Here is a 15,411-nt window from a genome sequence, read left to right as displayed (position 1 = left end):
CGATGTCCGGCCCGCACCCCCGCGGGCCGGGCTTTCGCCATTTCTCGGAGGTGCTCGTCTTGCGTTCACTGTTCTGGCGCATCCTGGCCAGCTTCTGGCTGGCCATCGCCCTGGTCGCCGGGCTGTCGATCCTACTCGGGCACATGCTCAACCAGGACACCTGGATCCTCAGCCGCCATCCGGGCCTGAACAACCTGGCCAGCCACTGGGCCCAGCACTATGAACAGGACGGCCTGGAGTCGTCGCAGCGCTTCCTGGAAAGACGCAAGCAGCGCTACAAGATCGACGTGCAGGTGCTCGATGACAGCGGCGACGCCGTGGTGCCCGGCACCTTTCCGCGCCGCGCCGCCGCCTTCGAGGCGCGCCAGCACAACGACGAGCGGCGCCTGCCCTGGCGCCGCCTGACCGAGGAATACACCAGCCCCAGCAGCGGCGAGACCTACCTGCTGATCTACCGCATTCCCCACCCCGAACTGGCTGCCTGGCACCGCGAAAGCCTGATCTGGCCGCTCAGCGCCCTGGGGATCGCCCTGGTGGTGCTGACCCTGTTCAGCCTGCTGGTGACCCTGTCGATCACCCGCCCGCTCAGCCGCCTGCGCGGCGCGGTGCACGACCTGGGGCAGGCCAGCTACCAGCAGAACAGCCTGGCGCGGCTGGCGGTGCGCCGCGACGAGTTTGGCGTGCTGGCCAACGACTTCAACAAGATGGGCGCGCGCCTGCAGAGCCTGATCGGCAGCCAGCGCCAGCTGCTGCGCGATGTGTCCCACGAACTGCGCTCGCCGCTGGCGCGGCTGCGCATCGCCCTGGCCCTGGCCGAACGCGCCGAGCCCGAACAGCGCCAGGCCCTGTGGCCACGCCTGACCCGCGAGTGCGATCGCCTGGAAGACCTGATCAGCGAGATCCTGGTGCTGGCCCGGGTCGATGCCGACCAGGCCCATGCCGAACCCGTGGACCTCAATGCCTTGCTGGGCGGCGTGCGCAAGGACGCCCAACTGTCAGCGCCGGAACAGGAAGTGCGACTGGAAGCGCAGGCAGGCCTGACCTTGCACGGCTGGCCGACCTTGATCGAACGGGCGGTGGACAATTTGTTGCGCAATGCCCTGCGTTTCAATCCGGCCGGGCAGCCGATCGAGGTGCATGCCCGTCGTGAGCAGGATCGCATCGTGCTGAGCGTGCGCGATCATGGGCCGGGGGTGGCGGCAGAGCACCTGGCGCAACTGGGCGAGCCGTTCTTCCGGGCGCCGGGGCAGGACGCACCTGGGCATGGACTGGGGCTGGCGATTGCGCGCAAGGCGGCAGAGCGCCATGGCGGCAGCCTGGTGTTGGGCAATCATCCGCAGGGTGGGTTCATTGCGACGCTGGAGCTGCCCTTGGCGCATGAATAGCTGACAGTGGTGATGAACCCATCGCGGGGCAAGCCCGCTCCCACGCATTCCCGTGGGGCGGGCTTGCGTGGGAGCGGGCTTGCCCCGCGATGACCCAATGCTTCAGTTACCCCAGGCACTGACGTACCGGGCTGTCTCCAGGACCGGCGCCGTGCGCGGCTCGCCCATCGGCGTGCCGACATACAGGTAGCCGATCACCTCTTCATTCGCCTCAAGACCCAAGCCCTCGTGCACATGGACGTCATACGCCATGTCGCCGGTGCGCCACACCGCGCCGATACCCTGGGCGTGGGCGGAAACGAGGATGCCGTGGGCGGCGCAGCCGGCGGCCAGGCGCTGTTCGATCTTCGGCACCTTGAAATGCTCCTGCAACCGGGCCACCACCACAATCAGCAACGGTGCCCGCAGCGGCATCGCCCGGGCCTTGTCCAGCGCGGCCGGGGTGGCATCGCCCTTGGCCTGCACCGCCTCGGCGAACAGTTCGCCGAGCTTCTCGCGGCCCTGTCCCTCGATGGTCAGGAAGCGCCAGGGACGCAGCTGGCCATGGTCCGGCGCACGCAGCGCGGCCTGGAACAGCGCCTCGCGCTGGGCGGCATTGGGCGCCGGTTCGGTCAGGCGTGGCACGGAAACACGGTTGAGCAATGCGTCGAGAGCCTCCATGGGCTTACCTCCTGGCAGATTGAAAGTGCGGCCATTCTGCACTAACCAGAAGGCAACATGTGAGTGGGCTTGTCCCGCGATGGCATCGACCCGGTAGGTATCGCGGTGCAAGCCCGCTACCATGCCCCAGCCAATCGTTCGTTTACAAGCCCCGGTGCACAGGTAGAATGGCGCCCTTTCCGTAGCGAGTCAGAGCAGATCACATGGCGTTGCCGACCTTAAGGATCATTGGTTTCATCATCGGCATCTTCCTGATCACCCTGGCGGTGAGCATGGTGGTGCCCATGGCGACCCTGGTGGTCTTCGAGCGCACCGGCGACATGCCGTCGTTCCTCTGGTCGAGCCTGATCACCTTCCTCGCCGGGCTCGGCCTGGTCATCCCCGGCCGCCCCGAGCACGTGCACCTGCGCCCACGCGACATGTACCTGCTGACCGTCAGCAGCTGGCTGGTGGTCTGCGTGTTCGCCGCCCTGCCGTTCCTGCTGACGCAGCACATCAGCTACACCGACGCCTTCTTCGAAAGCATGTCCGGCATCACCGCCACCGGCGCCACCGTGCTCAGCGGCCTGGACAACATGTCGCCGGGCATCCTGATGTGGCGCTCGATGCTGCACTGGCTGGGCGGCATCGGCTTCATCGGTATGGCGGTGGCGATCCTGCCACTGCTGCGCATCGGTGGCATGCGCCTGTTCCAGACCGAGTCCTCCGACCGCTCGGAAAAGGTCATGCCGCGCTCGCACATGGTCGCCAAGTCGATCGTCGCGGTGTATGTGGGCATTACCGTGCTCGGCAGCCTGGCGTTCTGGTGGGCGGGGATGAGCCCGTTCGACGCGATCAACCATGCCATGTCGGCGATCTCCACCGGCGGTTTCTCCACGTCCGACCAGTCCCTGGCCAAATGGGACATCCCCGCGGTGCACTGGGTCGCGGTGGTGGTGATGATCATGGGCAGCGTGCCATTCACCTTGTACGTGGCCACCCTGCGCGGCCACCGCAAGGCGCTGATCAAGGACCAGCAGGTGCAGGGACTGCTGGCCATGCTGGTGGCCACCTGGCTGGTGCTCGGCACCTGGTATTGGGCCACCACTGACCTGCATTGGCTCGACGCCCTGCGTCACGTGGCGCTGAACGTCACCTCGGTGGTCACCACCACCGGTTTCGCCCTGGGCGACTACAGCATGTGGGGCAACTTCTCGCTGATGCTGTTCTTCTACCTGGGCTTCGTCGGCGGCTGCTCCGGCTCCACCGCCGGCGGTATCAAGATCTTCCGCTTCCAGGTCGCCTACATCCTGCTCAAGGCCAACCTCAACCAGCTGATCCACCCACGGGCGGTGATCAAGCAGAAGTACAACGGCCATCGCCTCGACGAAGAGATCGTGCGTTCGATCCTGACCTTCTCGTTCTTCTTCGCCATCACCATCTGCATCATCGCCCTGCTGCTGTCGCTGCTGGGCGTGGACTGGATGACCGCGCTGACCGGCGCCGCCGGCACGGTGTCGGGCGTAGGCCCCGGGCTGGGCGAGGTGATCGGCCCGGCCGGCAACTACGCCAGCCTGCCGGACGCGGCCAAGTGGATCCTCGCTGGCGGCATGCTGCTGGGCCGCCTGGAGATCATCACGGTGCTGGTGTTGTGCATGCCGGCGTTCTGGCGTCACTGACCGACAGCCGCGTGCGGTACTCGCTCGGCGTGGTGTCGAACCAGCGGCGGAACGCCCGGTAGAAGTTGCTCGGATCGGCGAAACCCAAAAGGTAGGCGGTCTCCAGCAAGGTGGTGCCGGGCTGCGCCAGGTACTGCTCGGCCAGTTCGCGGCGGGTGTCGTCGAGCAGGGTCTGGAAGCTGGTACCCTCGTCCTGCAGACGCCTTTGCAAGGTGCGCTGCGACAGGTGCAGGGCCTGGGCCACGGTCTCGCGCTTGGGCTCGCCCTGGGGCAGGATGCGGCACAGCACCTGGCGCACCCGGTGGGTCACGCGGCTTTCCGAGAAGCGCGCCAGGTATTCCCCGGCAAAGCGATCATGCAGCACCGCCATCGCCTCGTTGGCGGTCGGCAGCGGCGCCTCCATGTCGGCACGCTCGAGCACCAGCGCGTCATGGGGCGCGCCAAATACCAGCGGCGCATGGAAGGCCACCTTGTACGGCTCGACATTCTTCGGCTGGCCGCCCTGGATCAGCACCCGCCGCGGCTGGATCGGCCGCCCGCTGAGCCAGGTGCACAGGGCCAGGGCGCAGGCCAGGGACGCCTCGGCGCTGTGCCGGGTCGGCGGCAGGTGGTCGCCATGCACGGTCAGCACCAGGGCGTAGCCGTCGGGCTCGCGGCGAAAGCTCAGGTCCGAGCTCTCGGCGATGATCCGCTGGTAGCGCACCAGGCGTTCGAAACCCTCGGCCAGGGTGCGACTGGACATCAGCGCATAGCCCACCACATGGAACGACGCCGGTCGCACCACCCGGGCCATGTTCAGGCCGATGGCCTCGTTGCCCGACAACTCGACCGCCAGCTGCCACAGCCGGGTCATCGAATCCTGGGTGAATCGCGCATCGGGGTCGTCGAGGGCGGAAAAGTCGAGCCCGAGCTGCTTGAACATGGCCGGGCAATCGAGCCCTTCCAGCTCGAGTGCCTTGACGATCCCTGATGCCCAGCTGGCTGACGTGGTTCTCTCACTCATGACAGGCTCTTGTGCTGACCGCTCCTGCGGTGAACCGAAAGGATACTCAATTGGCGCCTATTGTCACTGGCCACTGCACCCAGTGACTCTAGACTCGATTCAGGCTCCACGCCGTGTATCCTGTAAGCACGACCCGCAGATCCGGAAACCCGCCATGACCCGCACAGCGCAGTTCCGCAGTTTTGCCGAGTTCTATCCCTACTACCTGGGCGAGCACAGCAACGCCACCTGCCGCCGCCTGCACTTCGTCGGCACCAGCCTGGTGATCGCCCTGCTCGCCTACAGCATCGGCAGCGGCCAGTGGCTGTTGCTGCTGGCCGTGCCGCTGGCCGGCTACGGCTTTGCCTGGGCCGGGCATTTCTTCTTCGAGAAGAACCGGCCGGCCACCTTCACCCACCCCTGGTACAGCCTGGTCGGCGACTTCGCCATGTTCCGCGACATCCTGCTGGGCCGCCTCAGCCTCTGAATCGGCCCGCAAGGCCAGGTTCGCGTCCCGGCCGGCCACTGCCAAAGCCCGTGTCCTGGCCAACACTGCCAGACATGTCCCCGACACGAGTGGCCCGCGGCGATGAACAAGCAAGCGAACTTCAGCCACATGCGCGACGGCACCGCCCAGGACTGGGCGATCATCGCCGACGACTTTCGCGCCTATGCCCGGCAGTTGCCCCAACGCATCGTCGCCCACCTGCGCCTGCTCGATGGCGACTTCGGCGGCTTTCCCATCGATCGCCTGAGCCACTCGCTGCAGACCGCCACCCGCGCCTACCGTGACGGCCGCGACGAGGAATACGTGGTCTGCGCCCTGCTGCACGACATCGGCGACACCCTCGGCAGCTACAACCACCCGGATATCGCCGCGGCGATCCTCAAGCCCTTCGTCAGCGCCGAGAACCTGTGGATGATCGAAAAGCACGGGATCTTCCAGGGCTACTACTTCTTCCACCACCTGGGCATGGATCGCCACCTGCGCGAGCAGTTCAGCGATCACCCGCAGTACCAGCGGACCATCGAATTCTGCGCACGCTACGACGCGGCGGCGTTCGACCCCGAGTACCCGAGCCTGCCGCTGTCGTTCTTCGAACCGATGATGGAGCGGCTGTTCGCCCAGCCCAGGCAGTCGATCTACAAGGCGGCCTTGAAGGCGTCGGCCTGATTCCAGCTACCCGCCACCTGTAGGAGCGGCCTTGTGCCGCGAAAGGGGCTGCGCAGCAGCCCCGACGATCTTGAGACATACCCGAGATCCTGGGGCCGCTGCGCGCCCCTTTCGCGGCACAAGGCCGCTCCTACAGGGCTGAAGGCGACCTAGGCCGGCTCACCCAGCTCCGCCAACCGCGACGCCGCCTCGCGCGCCTGAGCATCGGCGAACCGGTACAGTTCGATCCTCCCGTCCCAGTGCTCGATCAGCGCCGTGCACGACTCCACCCAGTCGCCGCAGTTGAGGTACTCCACCTCGCCCACCCCGGCGTATCTCGGCATGGTGGATATGACCGCACACCACGCCCTGGAAGCCACGCCGGGTGCACTCGTGGGCGATGGCGTCCTCGAAATCGCTGATGAAGTTCACCGCGCCCTTGACCTTGTGCTTGAGGTACGCCGACAGCGACCAGTAGCCATAGCCATAACGGGCGCGCCAGTGGTTGAGCCAACGGTTGAGCACCAGGGTGAACTCGTAGGCCCGGTCGCCGAGAAACGCCAGCCAGCGGTGGTAGCGGGTAATCACGTCGAACTGGTCGCCGTGGATCACCAGCAGCCGCCGACCATCGACGGTAAGGTGCTCGGCCTCGTCCACCAGCTGGATATTGCCCAGGATCAGTTTCGAATAGCGGCGCAGGAACTCGTCGTGGTTGCCGGTGACATAGATCACTTCGGTACCGCGCTTGCTCAGGGTCAGCAGGCGGCGGATGACGTTGGTGTGGGCCTGGGGCCAGTAGATGCCGCCGCGCAGTTTCCAGCCGTCGATGATATCGCCGACCAGGTAGATGCGCTCGGCCTGGTAGCCCTTGAGAAAGTGCGCGAGGTGTTCGGCCTGGCAATCCCGGGTGCCCAGGTGCACATCGGAAATCCACAGGGTACGGACACGCTGCTTGCGTGACGGGCGGAGAGGTTCGGCGTGGGTCATGGGCAGGCTCCGGCGCTGTTTGCTGGAGACTGGCAGGCACAGGTGACAGATTGGTGGCAGGCACATGACCATCCTGCGCCCGCCTTGAGGTGTACACTCTTCACCTGCTTCGTGAGGACTCACCATGACCGCCGGCCCCCTGCTTTCGCTGCGCCATTATCGCCACGACCTGATCGCCCACAGTCACGACCACCCGCAGCTGGTGTTCGGCCTGGGCGGGCGCCTGGACTTCGAGGTGAATGGCCACGGCGGCCGGGTCGGTCGCCAGGACCTGATGGTGGTGCCTGCCGGTGCCCACCACACCTGCGGCAGCCCTGAGGGCAGCCACTGCCTGGTGCTGGACGTGCCGGGCGGGCACTGGCTCGGTGACCATCTGGGCGAACACGCCGATAACAGCCGCCGCCTGCTCGACCGCCCCGGCCCCCTGGGCCTGAACAGCCGCCAGCAGCAGTTGGTCGACTGGCTGGCGGCAAGCCCGGTGGACGACCCGCTGATTGCCCGCCAGGGCGCGGTGCTGCTGCTGGCCAGCCTCAACCCGCAGGCCGGCGCTCCGCTACTGGCCAGCAGGCGCCTGCCCTATGCCGCCTTCGACCGGCATATCGAGCAGCACGCCGCCTATCCATTGCAGGTCGCCGACCTGGCACGCCTGGCCGGGCTGTCCAGCGCGCGACTGCACGCGCGTTTTGCCAGCGAGTGCGGCATGACGCCGATGGACTACATCCGCCAGCGGCGGCTGTCGATGGCGCGACGATTGTTGCGTGAGACGCTGTTGCCGGTGGGAGAGGTCGCGGCGCGGGTGGGGTATGGCTCGCAGAGCGCCTTCAGCGCGGCGGTGATGCGGGCGTTCGGCTGTACGCCGCTGGCGTTGCGGCGCGAGTCTGGCGACAACTGACGCGAGATGCGCGACAGACACGGGCAGACCGGGCTCTTACACTGAGCGCCTAGATCTTCTCTCCCTGTGCTGGCCTCTTCGCGGGTAAACCCGCTCCCACAGGATTCGCACTGACCTATGGGAGCGGGTTTACCCGCGAAGAGGCCGGCACAGGAACCTGCGAATGCAAAGGACCACCATGAACCACCGCACCGCCCTCGGCGCCCTGCACATCGGCGCGCTGTTCTTCGGCCTGACCGGCGTCTTCGGCAAGCTGGCCGCCAGCGCCAGCCCCTCGATCATCGTCTTCGGCCGCGCCCTGTTCGCGGTGCTGGCCCTGGCCCTGTTCGCCAGCCTGGCGCGCCAGGCCTGGCAACCGCTACGCGGCCAGGACCTGCGCCGCCTGCTGCTGGGCGGCGCGCTGCTGGCCGGGCACTGGGTGAGCTTCTTCATTGCGGTCAAGGTCGCCGGCGTGGCCATCGCCACCCTCGGTTTCGCCAGCTTCCCGGCCTTCACCGTGATCCTCGAGGGCCTGCTGTTCCGCGAACGCATCCGCCGCAACGAAGCGCTGCTGGTGCTGCTGGTGAGCATCGGCCTGGTGCTGGTCACCCCGGCATTCGACCTGGCCAGCGAGGCCACCGGCGGGTTGCTTTGGGCGCTGCTCTCGGGCTTGCTGTTCTCGCTGCTGTCGCTGACCAACCGCGCCGGTTCCGGGCGCCTGCCCGCCGTGCAGGCGGCGCTGTGGCAGAACCTGGTGGTGAGCCTGTGCCTGCTGCCGTTCGCAGCCCCCGGCCTGGGCGCGGTGGCGCCGCAGGACTGGTTGTGGATCGCCCTGCTCGGCGTCTTCTGCACCGGCGTCGCCCACAGCCTGTTCGTCGCCAGCCTGGCGGTGATCAAGGCGCGCACCGCCGCCGTGGTGTTCGGCATGGAGCCGGTCTACGGCATCGCCGTGGCCTGGGTGGTGTTCGCCGAACAGCCGACCCTGCGCATGCTCGCCGGTGGCGCCTTGATCATCTTCGCCATCGTGCTGTCCAGCCGCCTGGCCGCCGAGCAACCGGCCCGCCAGCCACAGCCCGAAAGCGCCTGATCAGCGATCGTTGTGGCCCAGGTCGCGCTGCGGATCGATCTGGTCGCGCACCCGCTGCTTGAGCACCTTGGCCTCGGGGAAGCCGCCGTCGGCCTTGCGCTCCCAGATCTGCACGCCGTCGCAGGTGATGCGGAACACCCCACCGGTGCCAGGCTCCAGCGCTACCTGGCCGATATCATCGGCGAAGGTGCTGAGCAGTTCCTGGGCCAGCCAGGCAGCGCGCAGCAGCCACTGGCACTGGGTGCAATAAGTGATGACGATTTGTGGCTTGCTGTCTGCCATGTAGGGAAACTCCGTAGGAAGGGCCGCTTATACTAGCGGTCTTTATCCTCTGGTTTGAGACTCACGATGCGCCGCCTGCTGTACTGCCTCCTGCTGATGCTCACCTCCTTCACCGTGCTGGCCGCCGAAGCGGCACGGCCAAAGATCGGCCTGGTGCTGTCGGGCGGCGCCGCCCGCGGCCTGGCCCATATCGGCGTGCTCAAGGCCCTGGAGGAACAGGGCGTGCGCATCGACGCCATCGCCGGCACCAGCATGGGCGCGGTGGTCGGCGGGTTGTACGCCTCGGGCTACAGCATCGCCGAGCTGGAAAAGCTGGCCACCACGCTGGACTGGCAGCAGGCGCTGTCCGATGCGCCGCCGCGCAAGGACGTGCCGTTCCGGCGCAAGCAGGATGACCGCGACTTCCTGGTCAAGCAGAGGCTGAGCTTTCGCGACGACGGCAGTCTGGGCCTGCCGCTGGGGGTGATCCAGGGCCAGAACCTGGCCCTGCTGCTGGAAAGCAAGCTGGCCCACACCGCCGACATCCGCGACTTCGACAAGCTGCCGATTCCGTTCCGCGCCGTGGCCACCGACATCACCAGCGGCGAGAAGGTGATCTTCCGCCGCGGCCACCTGCCCCAGGTGATCCGCGCCAGCATGTCGATCCCGGCGGTGTTCGCCCCGGTGGAGCTGGACGGCCGGCTGCTGGTGGACGGCGGCATGACCGACAACATCCCGGTGGACGTGGTGCGCGAGATGGGCGTGGACCTGGCCATCGTCGTCGACATCGGCACTCCACTGCGCAACCGCAAGCAGCTGGCCACTGTGGTGGATGTGCTCAACCAGTCGATCACCCTGATGACCCGGCGCAACTCCGAGGAGCAACTGGCCAGCCTGCGTCGCGAGGACATCCTCGTCCAGCCGCCGCTGTCGGCCTTCGGCGTCACCGATTTCGGCCGCGCCCAGGACATGATCGACGCCGGCTACCGCGCCACCCGCGCCCTCGACCCGCGCCTGGCGGCGCTGCGCCAGCCCGAGGGCGACAGCAACCTGGCGGTGGCGCGCTCACCGAAACAGCGCACGCCGATCATCACTGCCATCCGCGTGGAGAACGACTCCAAGGTCAGCGACGACGTGATCCGCTACTACATTCGCCAGCCTGTCGGCGAACCGCTGGATCTCGGCCGCCTGCAGACCGACATGGGCACCCTCTACGGCCTGGACTACTTCGACCAGGTGCAGTACCGCGTGGCGCACAAGGGCGACGAGCATACCCTGGTGATCAACGCCCGTGGTCGGCGTGGCGGCACCGACTACCTGCGCCTGGGCCTGAACCTGTCGGACGACCTGCGCGGCGACAGCGCTTTCAACCTCGGCGCCAGCTACCGGGTCAACGGCATCAACCGGCTTGGCGGCGAATGGCTGACCCGCGCGCAGATCGGCGACGAGCAGGAACTGTACAGCGAGTTCTACCAGCCGCTGGACGTGGGCTCGCGCTACTTCATCGCGCCCTACCTGGCGCTGGGCTCGCAGAACGTCGAGGCGACCCTGGACAACGACCCGGTGGCCGAGTACCGCCTGGAGCGCTATGGCTTCGGGCTCAACGTCGGCCGGCAGATCGGCACCTATGGCGAAGTGCGCCTGGGCGTGGGCAAGGCCTGGGGCAACGCCGAGGTGCGCATCGGCGACCAGGACCTGCCCAAGGTCAGCTTCAACGAGGGGTTCTACGAGCTCAAGTATTCCTTCGATACCTTCGACAACGTCTACTTCCCCCACAGTGGCGAGGATATCGGCCTGACCGTGCGCAAGTACGACAAGTCACTGGACTCGGACCAGAACTACCGGCAGTGGCTGTTCAACCTGGACAAGGCCTTCAGCAGCGGGCCGAACACCCTGGTGCTGGGTGGCAGGTATGGACGAACGCTGGATGACGCCGAGGTAGTCACTTCGAGCTTCGTGTTCGGTGGCGCCCGGCAGCTGTCAGGTTTCCGCCAGGATTCGATCTCCGGGCAGAACATGAGCCTGCTGCGCATGGTCTACTACCGTCGCCTGACGCCTCGGGCCTACCTGCCCCTGGACTTCCCGCTGTACCTGGGCGGCTCGCTGGAGCGCGGCCGGGCATGGAACAATGACAATGAGTTCGACAGTGGCTATATCAATGCGGCGAGCATCTTCCTGGGGCTGGAAACGCCGCTGGGGCCGTTGAACCTGAGCTATGGGGCCAACGATGCCCATGAGAAGGCGGTGTACCTGAACCTGGGGCATACCTTCTAGAACGATCGCGGGGCAAGCCCGCTCCCACGAGTCTGCTCCCACAATAGGCTGCATGACTTGTGGGAGCGGGCTTGCCCCGCGATTGATGAAGGGTTCAGGACTTCTCGAGATTATCGAGAATCTTCGCATGCACGCGCATGCACACTTCCATGTCGGCCTCGTCTATGCCGGTGAACAGCTCGAGGCGCAGGGCATTGGCGATGGTCTCGATCTGGTCGATCAGCGGCTTGGCCGGCGGGCACAGCAGGATCTTCTTGGCCCGGCGATCTTCCATCACCGCCTGGCGGCGCACCAGCCCCTGGCTCTCGAGGCTGTCGAGCAGGCGCGCCAGGGTCGGGCCCTCGACGCCCACGCTCTGGGCCAGCTCACGCTGGGTCGGCGCCTCGTCGAACCTGGCCAGGTGCAACAGCACCAGCCAACGGGCTTGCGACAGGTTGAGCCCGGCCAGGCGGCGGTCCAGTTCGGCACGCCAGCCCCGGGACATCTGGGCCAGCTGCATGCCGAAGCGGTGTTGGTTGTCGGTCAGGGGCATAAGCAACTCAATGAATAGAACTAATTATTAGCCAGCTAATCATGGCCCGGCCAATCAGGCAAGGTTCGATGCCGCGGAAATGGCTGATAATCATGTAAGGGTATGACAAAGGTCAGCAATTGGCGCAAATGCCGGCGATCACAGGCCGAACTCCAGCGCCAGCGCCGCCCGTACGCAATGCAGGACGCCTTCCGGCACCCGCTGGCCGAACAGCGGCGCCACGCCGGACACCGGCGGCAACTCGCCCTCGCCGTCGAGGAAGGCGTCCTGCACTTCCATCATCAGCTCTTCCGGCAGGTCCAGCGCCTGCTCCAGGCTCAGTTCCTGGCGGCCAATGGCCTCGGCCAGCAGGCTGTAGACGTTCTTCTCGGTGCAGTTCAGCTGCCCTGCGATCTGCGCCGGGGTCATGCCGGCGCGAGCCAGGCTGACCAGTTCGTGGCGCAAGTCGAGCACCACCTTCGGCGCCTCCTCGGTGCCACCGGCGCCGTTGAGCACTTCGAGGAAGGCCTGGCCGTAGCGCTCCAGCTTGCGCGCACCGACGCCGCTGACCTGGGCCATGTCGCTGAGGCTGGTGGGCATGCTGCGCAGCATCTCCAGCAAGGTGGAGTCGGGGAAGATGACATAGGGCGGCACGCTGTGCTCCTCGGCCAGCTTGCGCCGCAGGGTGCGCAGCGCCTCCCACAGCTCGCGCTCCTCGGCCCGCACCAGCTGGCTGGCCGGGCTACCGCCACCGCTGGAGGAGGACTTGGCCACGGTCTGCGGCTTGAGGTCGCGGCGCAGCTGCAGGTTCACCTCGCCGCGCAGCAACGGCCGGCAACTGTCGGACAGCCGCAGGCCGCCGTAGCCTTCCAGGTCGATGTCCACCAGGCCGCGCGCCACCAACTGGCGGAACAGCGAGCGCCACTCGGCTTCGGCCAGCGACTTGCCGACGCCGAACACCGAGAGCTTCTCGTGGCCGAAATTGCGCACCTTCTCGGTGTCCTTGCCCAACAGCACGTCGACCAGGTGGCCGACGCCGTAGCGCTGGCCGGTGCGGAACACTGCCGACAGCGCCTGACGGGCAGGTTCGGTGGCGTCCCAGGTCTGCACCTGGTCGACGCAGTTGTCGCAATGCCCGCACGGCTGCTCGAGCACTTCGTCGAAGTAGGCCAGCAGCGACTGGCGGCGGCAGCGGGTCTCTTCGCACAGCGCCAGCATGGCGTCGAGCTTGTGCTGCTCGATGCGCTTGTGGCGCTCGTCGCCCTCGGAGTTCTGCAGCATCTGCTTGAGCATCACCATGTCCTGCAGGCCGTAGGCCATCCAGGCATCAGACGGCAGGCCGTCACGGCCGGCGCGGCCGGTCTCCTGGTAATAGGCCTCGAGCGACTTGGGCAGGTCAAGGTGGGCGACGAAGCGCACGTTGGGCTTGTCGATGCCCATGCCGAAGGCGATGGTGGCGACCATGATCAGCCCTTCCTCGTTGAGGAAGCGGTGCTGGTTGGCGGCGCGGGTCTCGGCGGCCAGGCCTGCGTGATACGGCAACGCCGGGAAGCCCTGCTCGCAAAGGAAGGCAGCGGTCTCGTCGACCTTCTTGCGCGACAGGCAATAGACGATGCCGGCGTTGCCGCGACGCTCGCCGAGGAACGCCATCAGCTGCTTGCGCGGCGACTCCTTGGGCACGATGCGGTAGAAGATGTTCGGCCGGTCGAAGCTCGACAGGAAACGCTCGGCGCCCTGCAGGTGCAGGCGCTGGACGATCTCCTCGCGGGTACGCATGTCGGCGGTGGCGGTCAGGGCGATACGCGGTACATGCGGGAACAGCTCGGCGAGCTGGCCCAGTTGCAGGTACTCGGGGCGGAAGTCGTGGCCCCATTGCGACACGCAGTGGGCCTCGTCGATGGCGAACAGGGAAACGTCGAGGCCGCGCAGGAAGTCCAGCATGCGCGGCTGCACCAGGCGCTCGGGGGCCAGGTAGAGCATCTTCACCTCGCCGCGGCGCAGGCGCCCGGCCAGGTCGCGCTGCTGCTCGGCGCTGAGCGTGGAGTTCAGCGCCGCGGCGGCCACGCCCAGCTCGTCGAGGGTGGCGACCTGGTCGTCCATCAACGCGATCAGCGGCGACACCACCACGGTCAGGCCCGGGCGCAGCAGACCAGGCACCTGGAAGCACAGGGACTTGCCGCCACCGGTTGGCATCAGCACCAGGGCGTCGCCTCCGCCAGCCACACATTCGATGATCGCTGCCTGGCGCCCGCGGAAACTGTCGTAACCGAAGACATCCTTGAGGACGCGCTGAGCCTGTTCGAGCATTTGCCACTCCAAAATCGCCGTACCATCCTGGACTCAGGCTGGACGATAAATCCGCCGCGCACACATCGAATGCGTAAGCGGTTTTTGCCAGATGACGGGAAAACGCCACCGGAGCACGAAAAACTGCGGAGTATACCCGACTGCCCCACCCCCGGCATGCCCCGCAGACAGACGTTCCCTTTGCCCCGCAGCCGCCGCAAGGTGCTAGAATTCACTATCGTTTATTCCCCAAGGTAGCCCTGTAATGTCCTTCGCCGAGCAACTGACCCGCCTGCAAGCCTTCCTCGACGCCGATGAGCTGCACGAAGAAGCGCTGGACTACGTCGCCGCACACGGCTACCTGACCGCGCTGTCGATCTGCTCGGAGGAAGTTCCTGAACGCGAATGGATCGACGCGCTGTTCGCCGAAGAGCCCCACTACACCAGCGATGCCCAGCGCACCGAGATCGAAGCGACGCTGGTAGCCCTCAAAGGCCACATCGCTCGCCAGTTGGCCAGCGAAGAGGAATTCGACCTGCCGTGCGACCTCGACCTCACCGACGAGCCGGACGACTCCGACCTGCGCGGCTGGTGCATCGGTTTCATGGAGGGCGTGTTCCTGCGTGAAGAGGCCTGGTTCGACAATTCCGAGGATGAAGTCAGCGAAATGCTCCTGCCGATCATGGTCGGCTCGGGCCTGTTCGACGAGCAGCCGGAGTTCGCCGACATCGCCAGCGATGCCAACTTGCAGGACGACATGATCGTACAGATCCCCGAAGCGCTGAGCGCGCTGTTCCTGCTGCAGCACGCACCGGACGAAAAACCTGCCGTACTCAAACCACGCCGCCACTGATCAACGTGGTGCGCTACCTGCTGCTGGCCGCCGGCTGGCTCAGTGTCGCGCTCGGGGTGGCGGGGATCTTCCTGCCGGTGCTGCCCACCACTCCGTTCCTGCTGCTGGCGGCGGCCTGCTTCGCCCGCAGCTCGCCGCGCTTTCACCACTGGCTGGTGAATCATCCGAAACTCGGGCCATGGATCCGCGACTACCTCAGCGGCGAGGGGATTCCGCTGCGGGGCAAGGTCTATGCGATCGGCCTGATGTGGGCCAGCATCGGCCTGTCCTGCTACCTGGTGCCGTTGTTCTGGGCACGGGTGTTCATGCTGACCAGCGCGGTGCTGGTCAGCCTCTACATCCTCAAGCAGAAGACCTTGCAGCGACCGAATTGAGCCGGATGGCCAAGCGCAACCCCCCTGTAGGAGCGGCCTTGCGTCGCGAAAGGGCCGCGAAGCGGCCCC

General features: G+C 66.6%; 14 protein-coding genes and 1 pseudogene. 9 read left to right on the top strand and 6 right to left on the bottom strand.

Going from position 1 to position 15,411, the window contains the following annotated elements; translation table 11 throughout:
- Positions 1 to 2 precede the first annotated feature (2 nt).
- On the top strand, positions 3 to 1,385 hold the full coding sequence (locus tag ACZ899_RS26635) for a sensor histidine kinase (protein ID WP_234563097.1): 1,383 nt from the start codon (positions 3 to 5) through the stop codon (positions 1,383 to 1,385).
- A gap of 102 nt (positions 1,386 to 1,487) precedes the next feature.
- Here ACZ899_RS26635 and ACZ899_RS26630 read toward each other — a convergent pair whose 3' ends face one another.
- Entirely contained in the window at positions 1,488 to 2,045 is a 558-nt protein-coding gene (locus ACZ899_RS26630; RefSeq protein ID WP_234563098.1) for a nitroreductase family protein, read from the bottom strand.
- Between the two features lie 203 nt (positions 2,046 to 2,248).
- Between ACZ899_RS26630 and ACZ899_RS26625 the strand changes: the two genes are divergently transcribed.
- On the top strand, positions 2,249 to 3,703 hold the full coding sequence (locus ACZ899_RS26625; RefSeq protein WP_110739850.1) for a TrkH family potassium uptake protein: 1,455 nt from the start codon (positions 2,249 to 2,251) through the stop codon (positions 3,701 to 3,703).
- On the opposite strand, the gene ACZ899_RS26620 is transcribed toward ACZ899_RS26625, so the two are convergent.
- Positions 3,660 to 4,706 (bottom strand): AraC family transcriptional regulator, encoded by a 1,047-nt coding sequence (locus tag ACZ899_RS26620; protein ID WP_050706761.1) that lies wholly within the window; start codon positions 4,704 to 4,706, stop codon positions 3,660 to 3,662. The two genes, ACZ899_RS26625 and ACZ899_RS26620, sit on opposite strands and share 44 nt — an antisense overlap.
- Positions 4,707 to 4,860: 154 nt before the next feature.
- Between ACZ899_RS26620 and ACZ899_RS26615 the strand changes: the two genes are divergently transcribed.
- On the top strand, positions 4,861 to 5,172 hold the full coding sequence (locus ACZ899_RS26615; protein WP_186714521.1) for an Mpo1-like protein: 312 nt from the start codon (positions 4,861 to 4,863) through the stop codon (positions 5,170 to 5,172).
- Between the two features lie 102 nt (positions 5,173 to 5,274).
- Positions 5,275 to 5,859, top strand: coding sequence for an HD domain-containing protein (locus ACZ899_RS26610; protein WP_186714522.1), 585 nt, complete (start codon positions 5,275 to 5,277; stop codon positions 5,857 to 5,859).
- A gap of 149 nt (positions 5,860 to 6,008) precedes the next feature.
- Here ACZ899_RS26610 and ACZ899_RS26605 read toward each other — a convergent pair.
- Positions 6,009 to 6,825: pseudogene (locus ACZ899_RS26605) on the bottom strand (UDP-2,3-diacylglucosamine diphosphatase).
- Positions 6,826 to 6,949: 124 nt separating this feature from the next.
- On the opposite strand from ACZ899_RS26605, the gene ACZ899_RS26600 reads away from it, so the two are divergent.
- Both ACZ899_RS26600 and ACZ899_RS26595 read left to right on the top strand, forming a co-directional pair.
- A complete protein-coding gene (locus tag ACZ899_RS26600) occupies positions 6,950 to 7,717 on the top strand; it encodes a helix-turn-helix transcriptional regulator (RefSeq protein WP_203651502.1) in 768 nt (255 codons plus the stop codon).
- Between the two features lie 178 nt (positions 7,718 to 7,895).
- The gene (locus tag ACZ899_RS26595) at positions 7,896 to 8,783 is read left to right on the top strand and encodes a DMT family transporter (protein ID WP_234562895.1); all 888 of its coding nucleotides are present in this window, start codon (positions 7,896 to 7,898) and stop codon (positions 8,781 to 8,783) included.
- Here ACZ899_RS26595 and ACZ899_RS26590 read toward each other — a convergent pair whose 3' ends face one another.
- Positions 8,784 to 9,065 carry an Rdx family protein gene (locus ACZ899_RS26590; protein WP_203651500.1) on the bottom strand — a complete coding sequence of 94 codons (282 nt, stop codon included), beginning with the start codon at positions 9,063 to 9,065 and terminating at the stop codon, positions 8,784 to 8,786. It abuts the gene before it with no gap.
- Between the two features lie 66 nt (positions 9,066 to 9,131).
- Between ACZ899_RS26590 and ACZ899_RS26585 the strand changes: the two genes are divergently transcribed.
- The gene (locus ACZ899_RS26585) at positions 9,132 to 11,318 is read left to right on the top strand and encodes a patatin-like phospholipase family protein (RefSeq protein ID WP_232857332.1); all 2,187 of its coding nucleotides are present in this window, start codon (positions 9,132 to 9,134) and stop codon (positions 11,316 to 11,318) included.
- Between the two features lie 94 nt (positions 11,319 to 11,412).
- Here the strand turns inward: ACZ899_RS26585 and ACZ899_RS26580 are convergent, their stop codons facing one another.
- Together ACZ899_RS26580 and recQ are read right to left on the bottom strand one after the other, a co-directional pair.
- Complete coding sequence (locus ACZ899_RS26580; protein ID WP_028691103.1) at positions 11,413 to 11,850, bottom strand: MarR family transcriptional regulator; 438 nt, start codon at positions 11,848 to 11,850, stop codon at positions 11,413 to 11,415.
- Between the two features lie 138 nt (positions 11,851 to 11,988).
- Positions 11,989 to 14,136: a DNA helicase RecQ gene (gene recQ / locus ACZ899_RS26575; RefSeq protein WP_203651498.1), complete on the bottom strand. Its 2,148-nt coding sequence runs from the start codon at positions 14,134 to 14,136 to the stop codon at positions 11,989 to 11,991.
- A 244-nt stretch (positions 14,137 to 14,380) separates the two neighbouring features.
- Between recQ and ACZ899_RS26570 the strand changes: the two genes are divergently transcribed.
- Positions 14,381 to 14,968, top strand: a complete 588-nt coding sequence (locus tag ACZ899_RS26570; protein ID WP_125859577.1) for a YecA/YgfB family protein — start codon at positions 14,381 to 14,383, stop codon at positions 14,966 to 14,968.
- Between the two features lie 8 nt (positions 14,969 to 14,976).
- The gene (locus tag ACZ899_RS26565; RefSeq protein WP_203651494.1) at positions 14,977 to 15,342 is read left to right on the top strand and encodes a YbaN family protein; all 366 of its coding nucleotides are present in this window, start codon (positions 14,977 to 14,979) and stop codon (positions 15,340 to 15,342) included.
- Positions 15,343 to 15,411 lie beyond the last annotated feature (69 nt).

Source organism: Pseudomonas sp. TE31087 (assembly GCF_057284075.1).
Note: the sequence above shows the minus strand (reverse complement) of the source record. Positions and strands in the feature narration are given on the sequence as shown.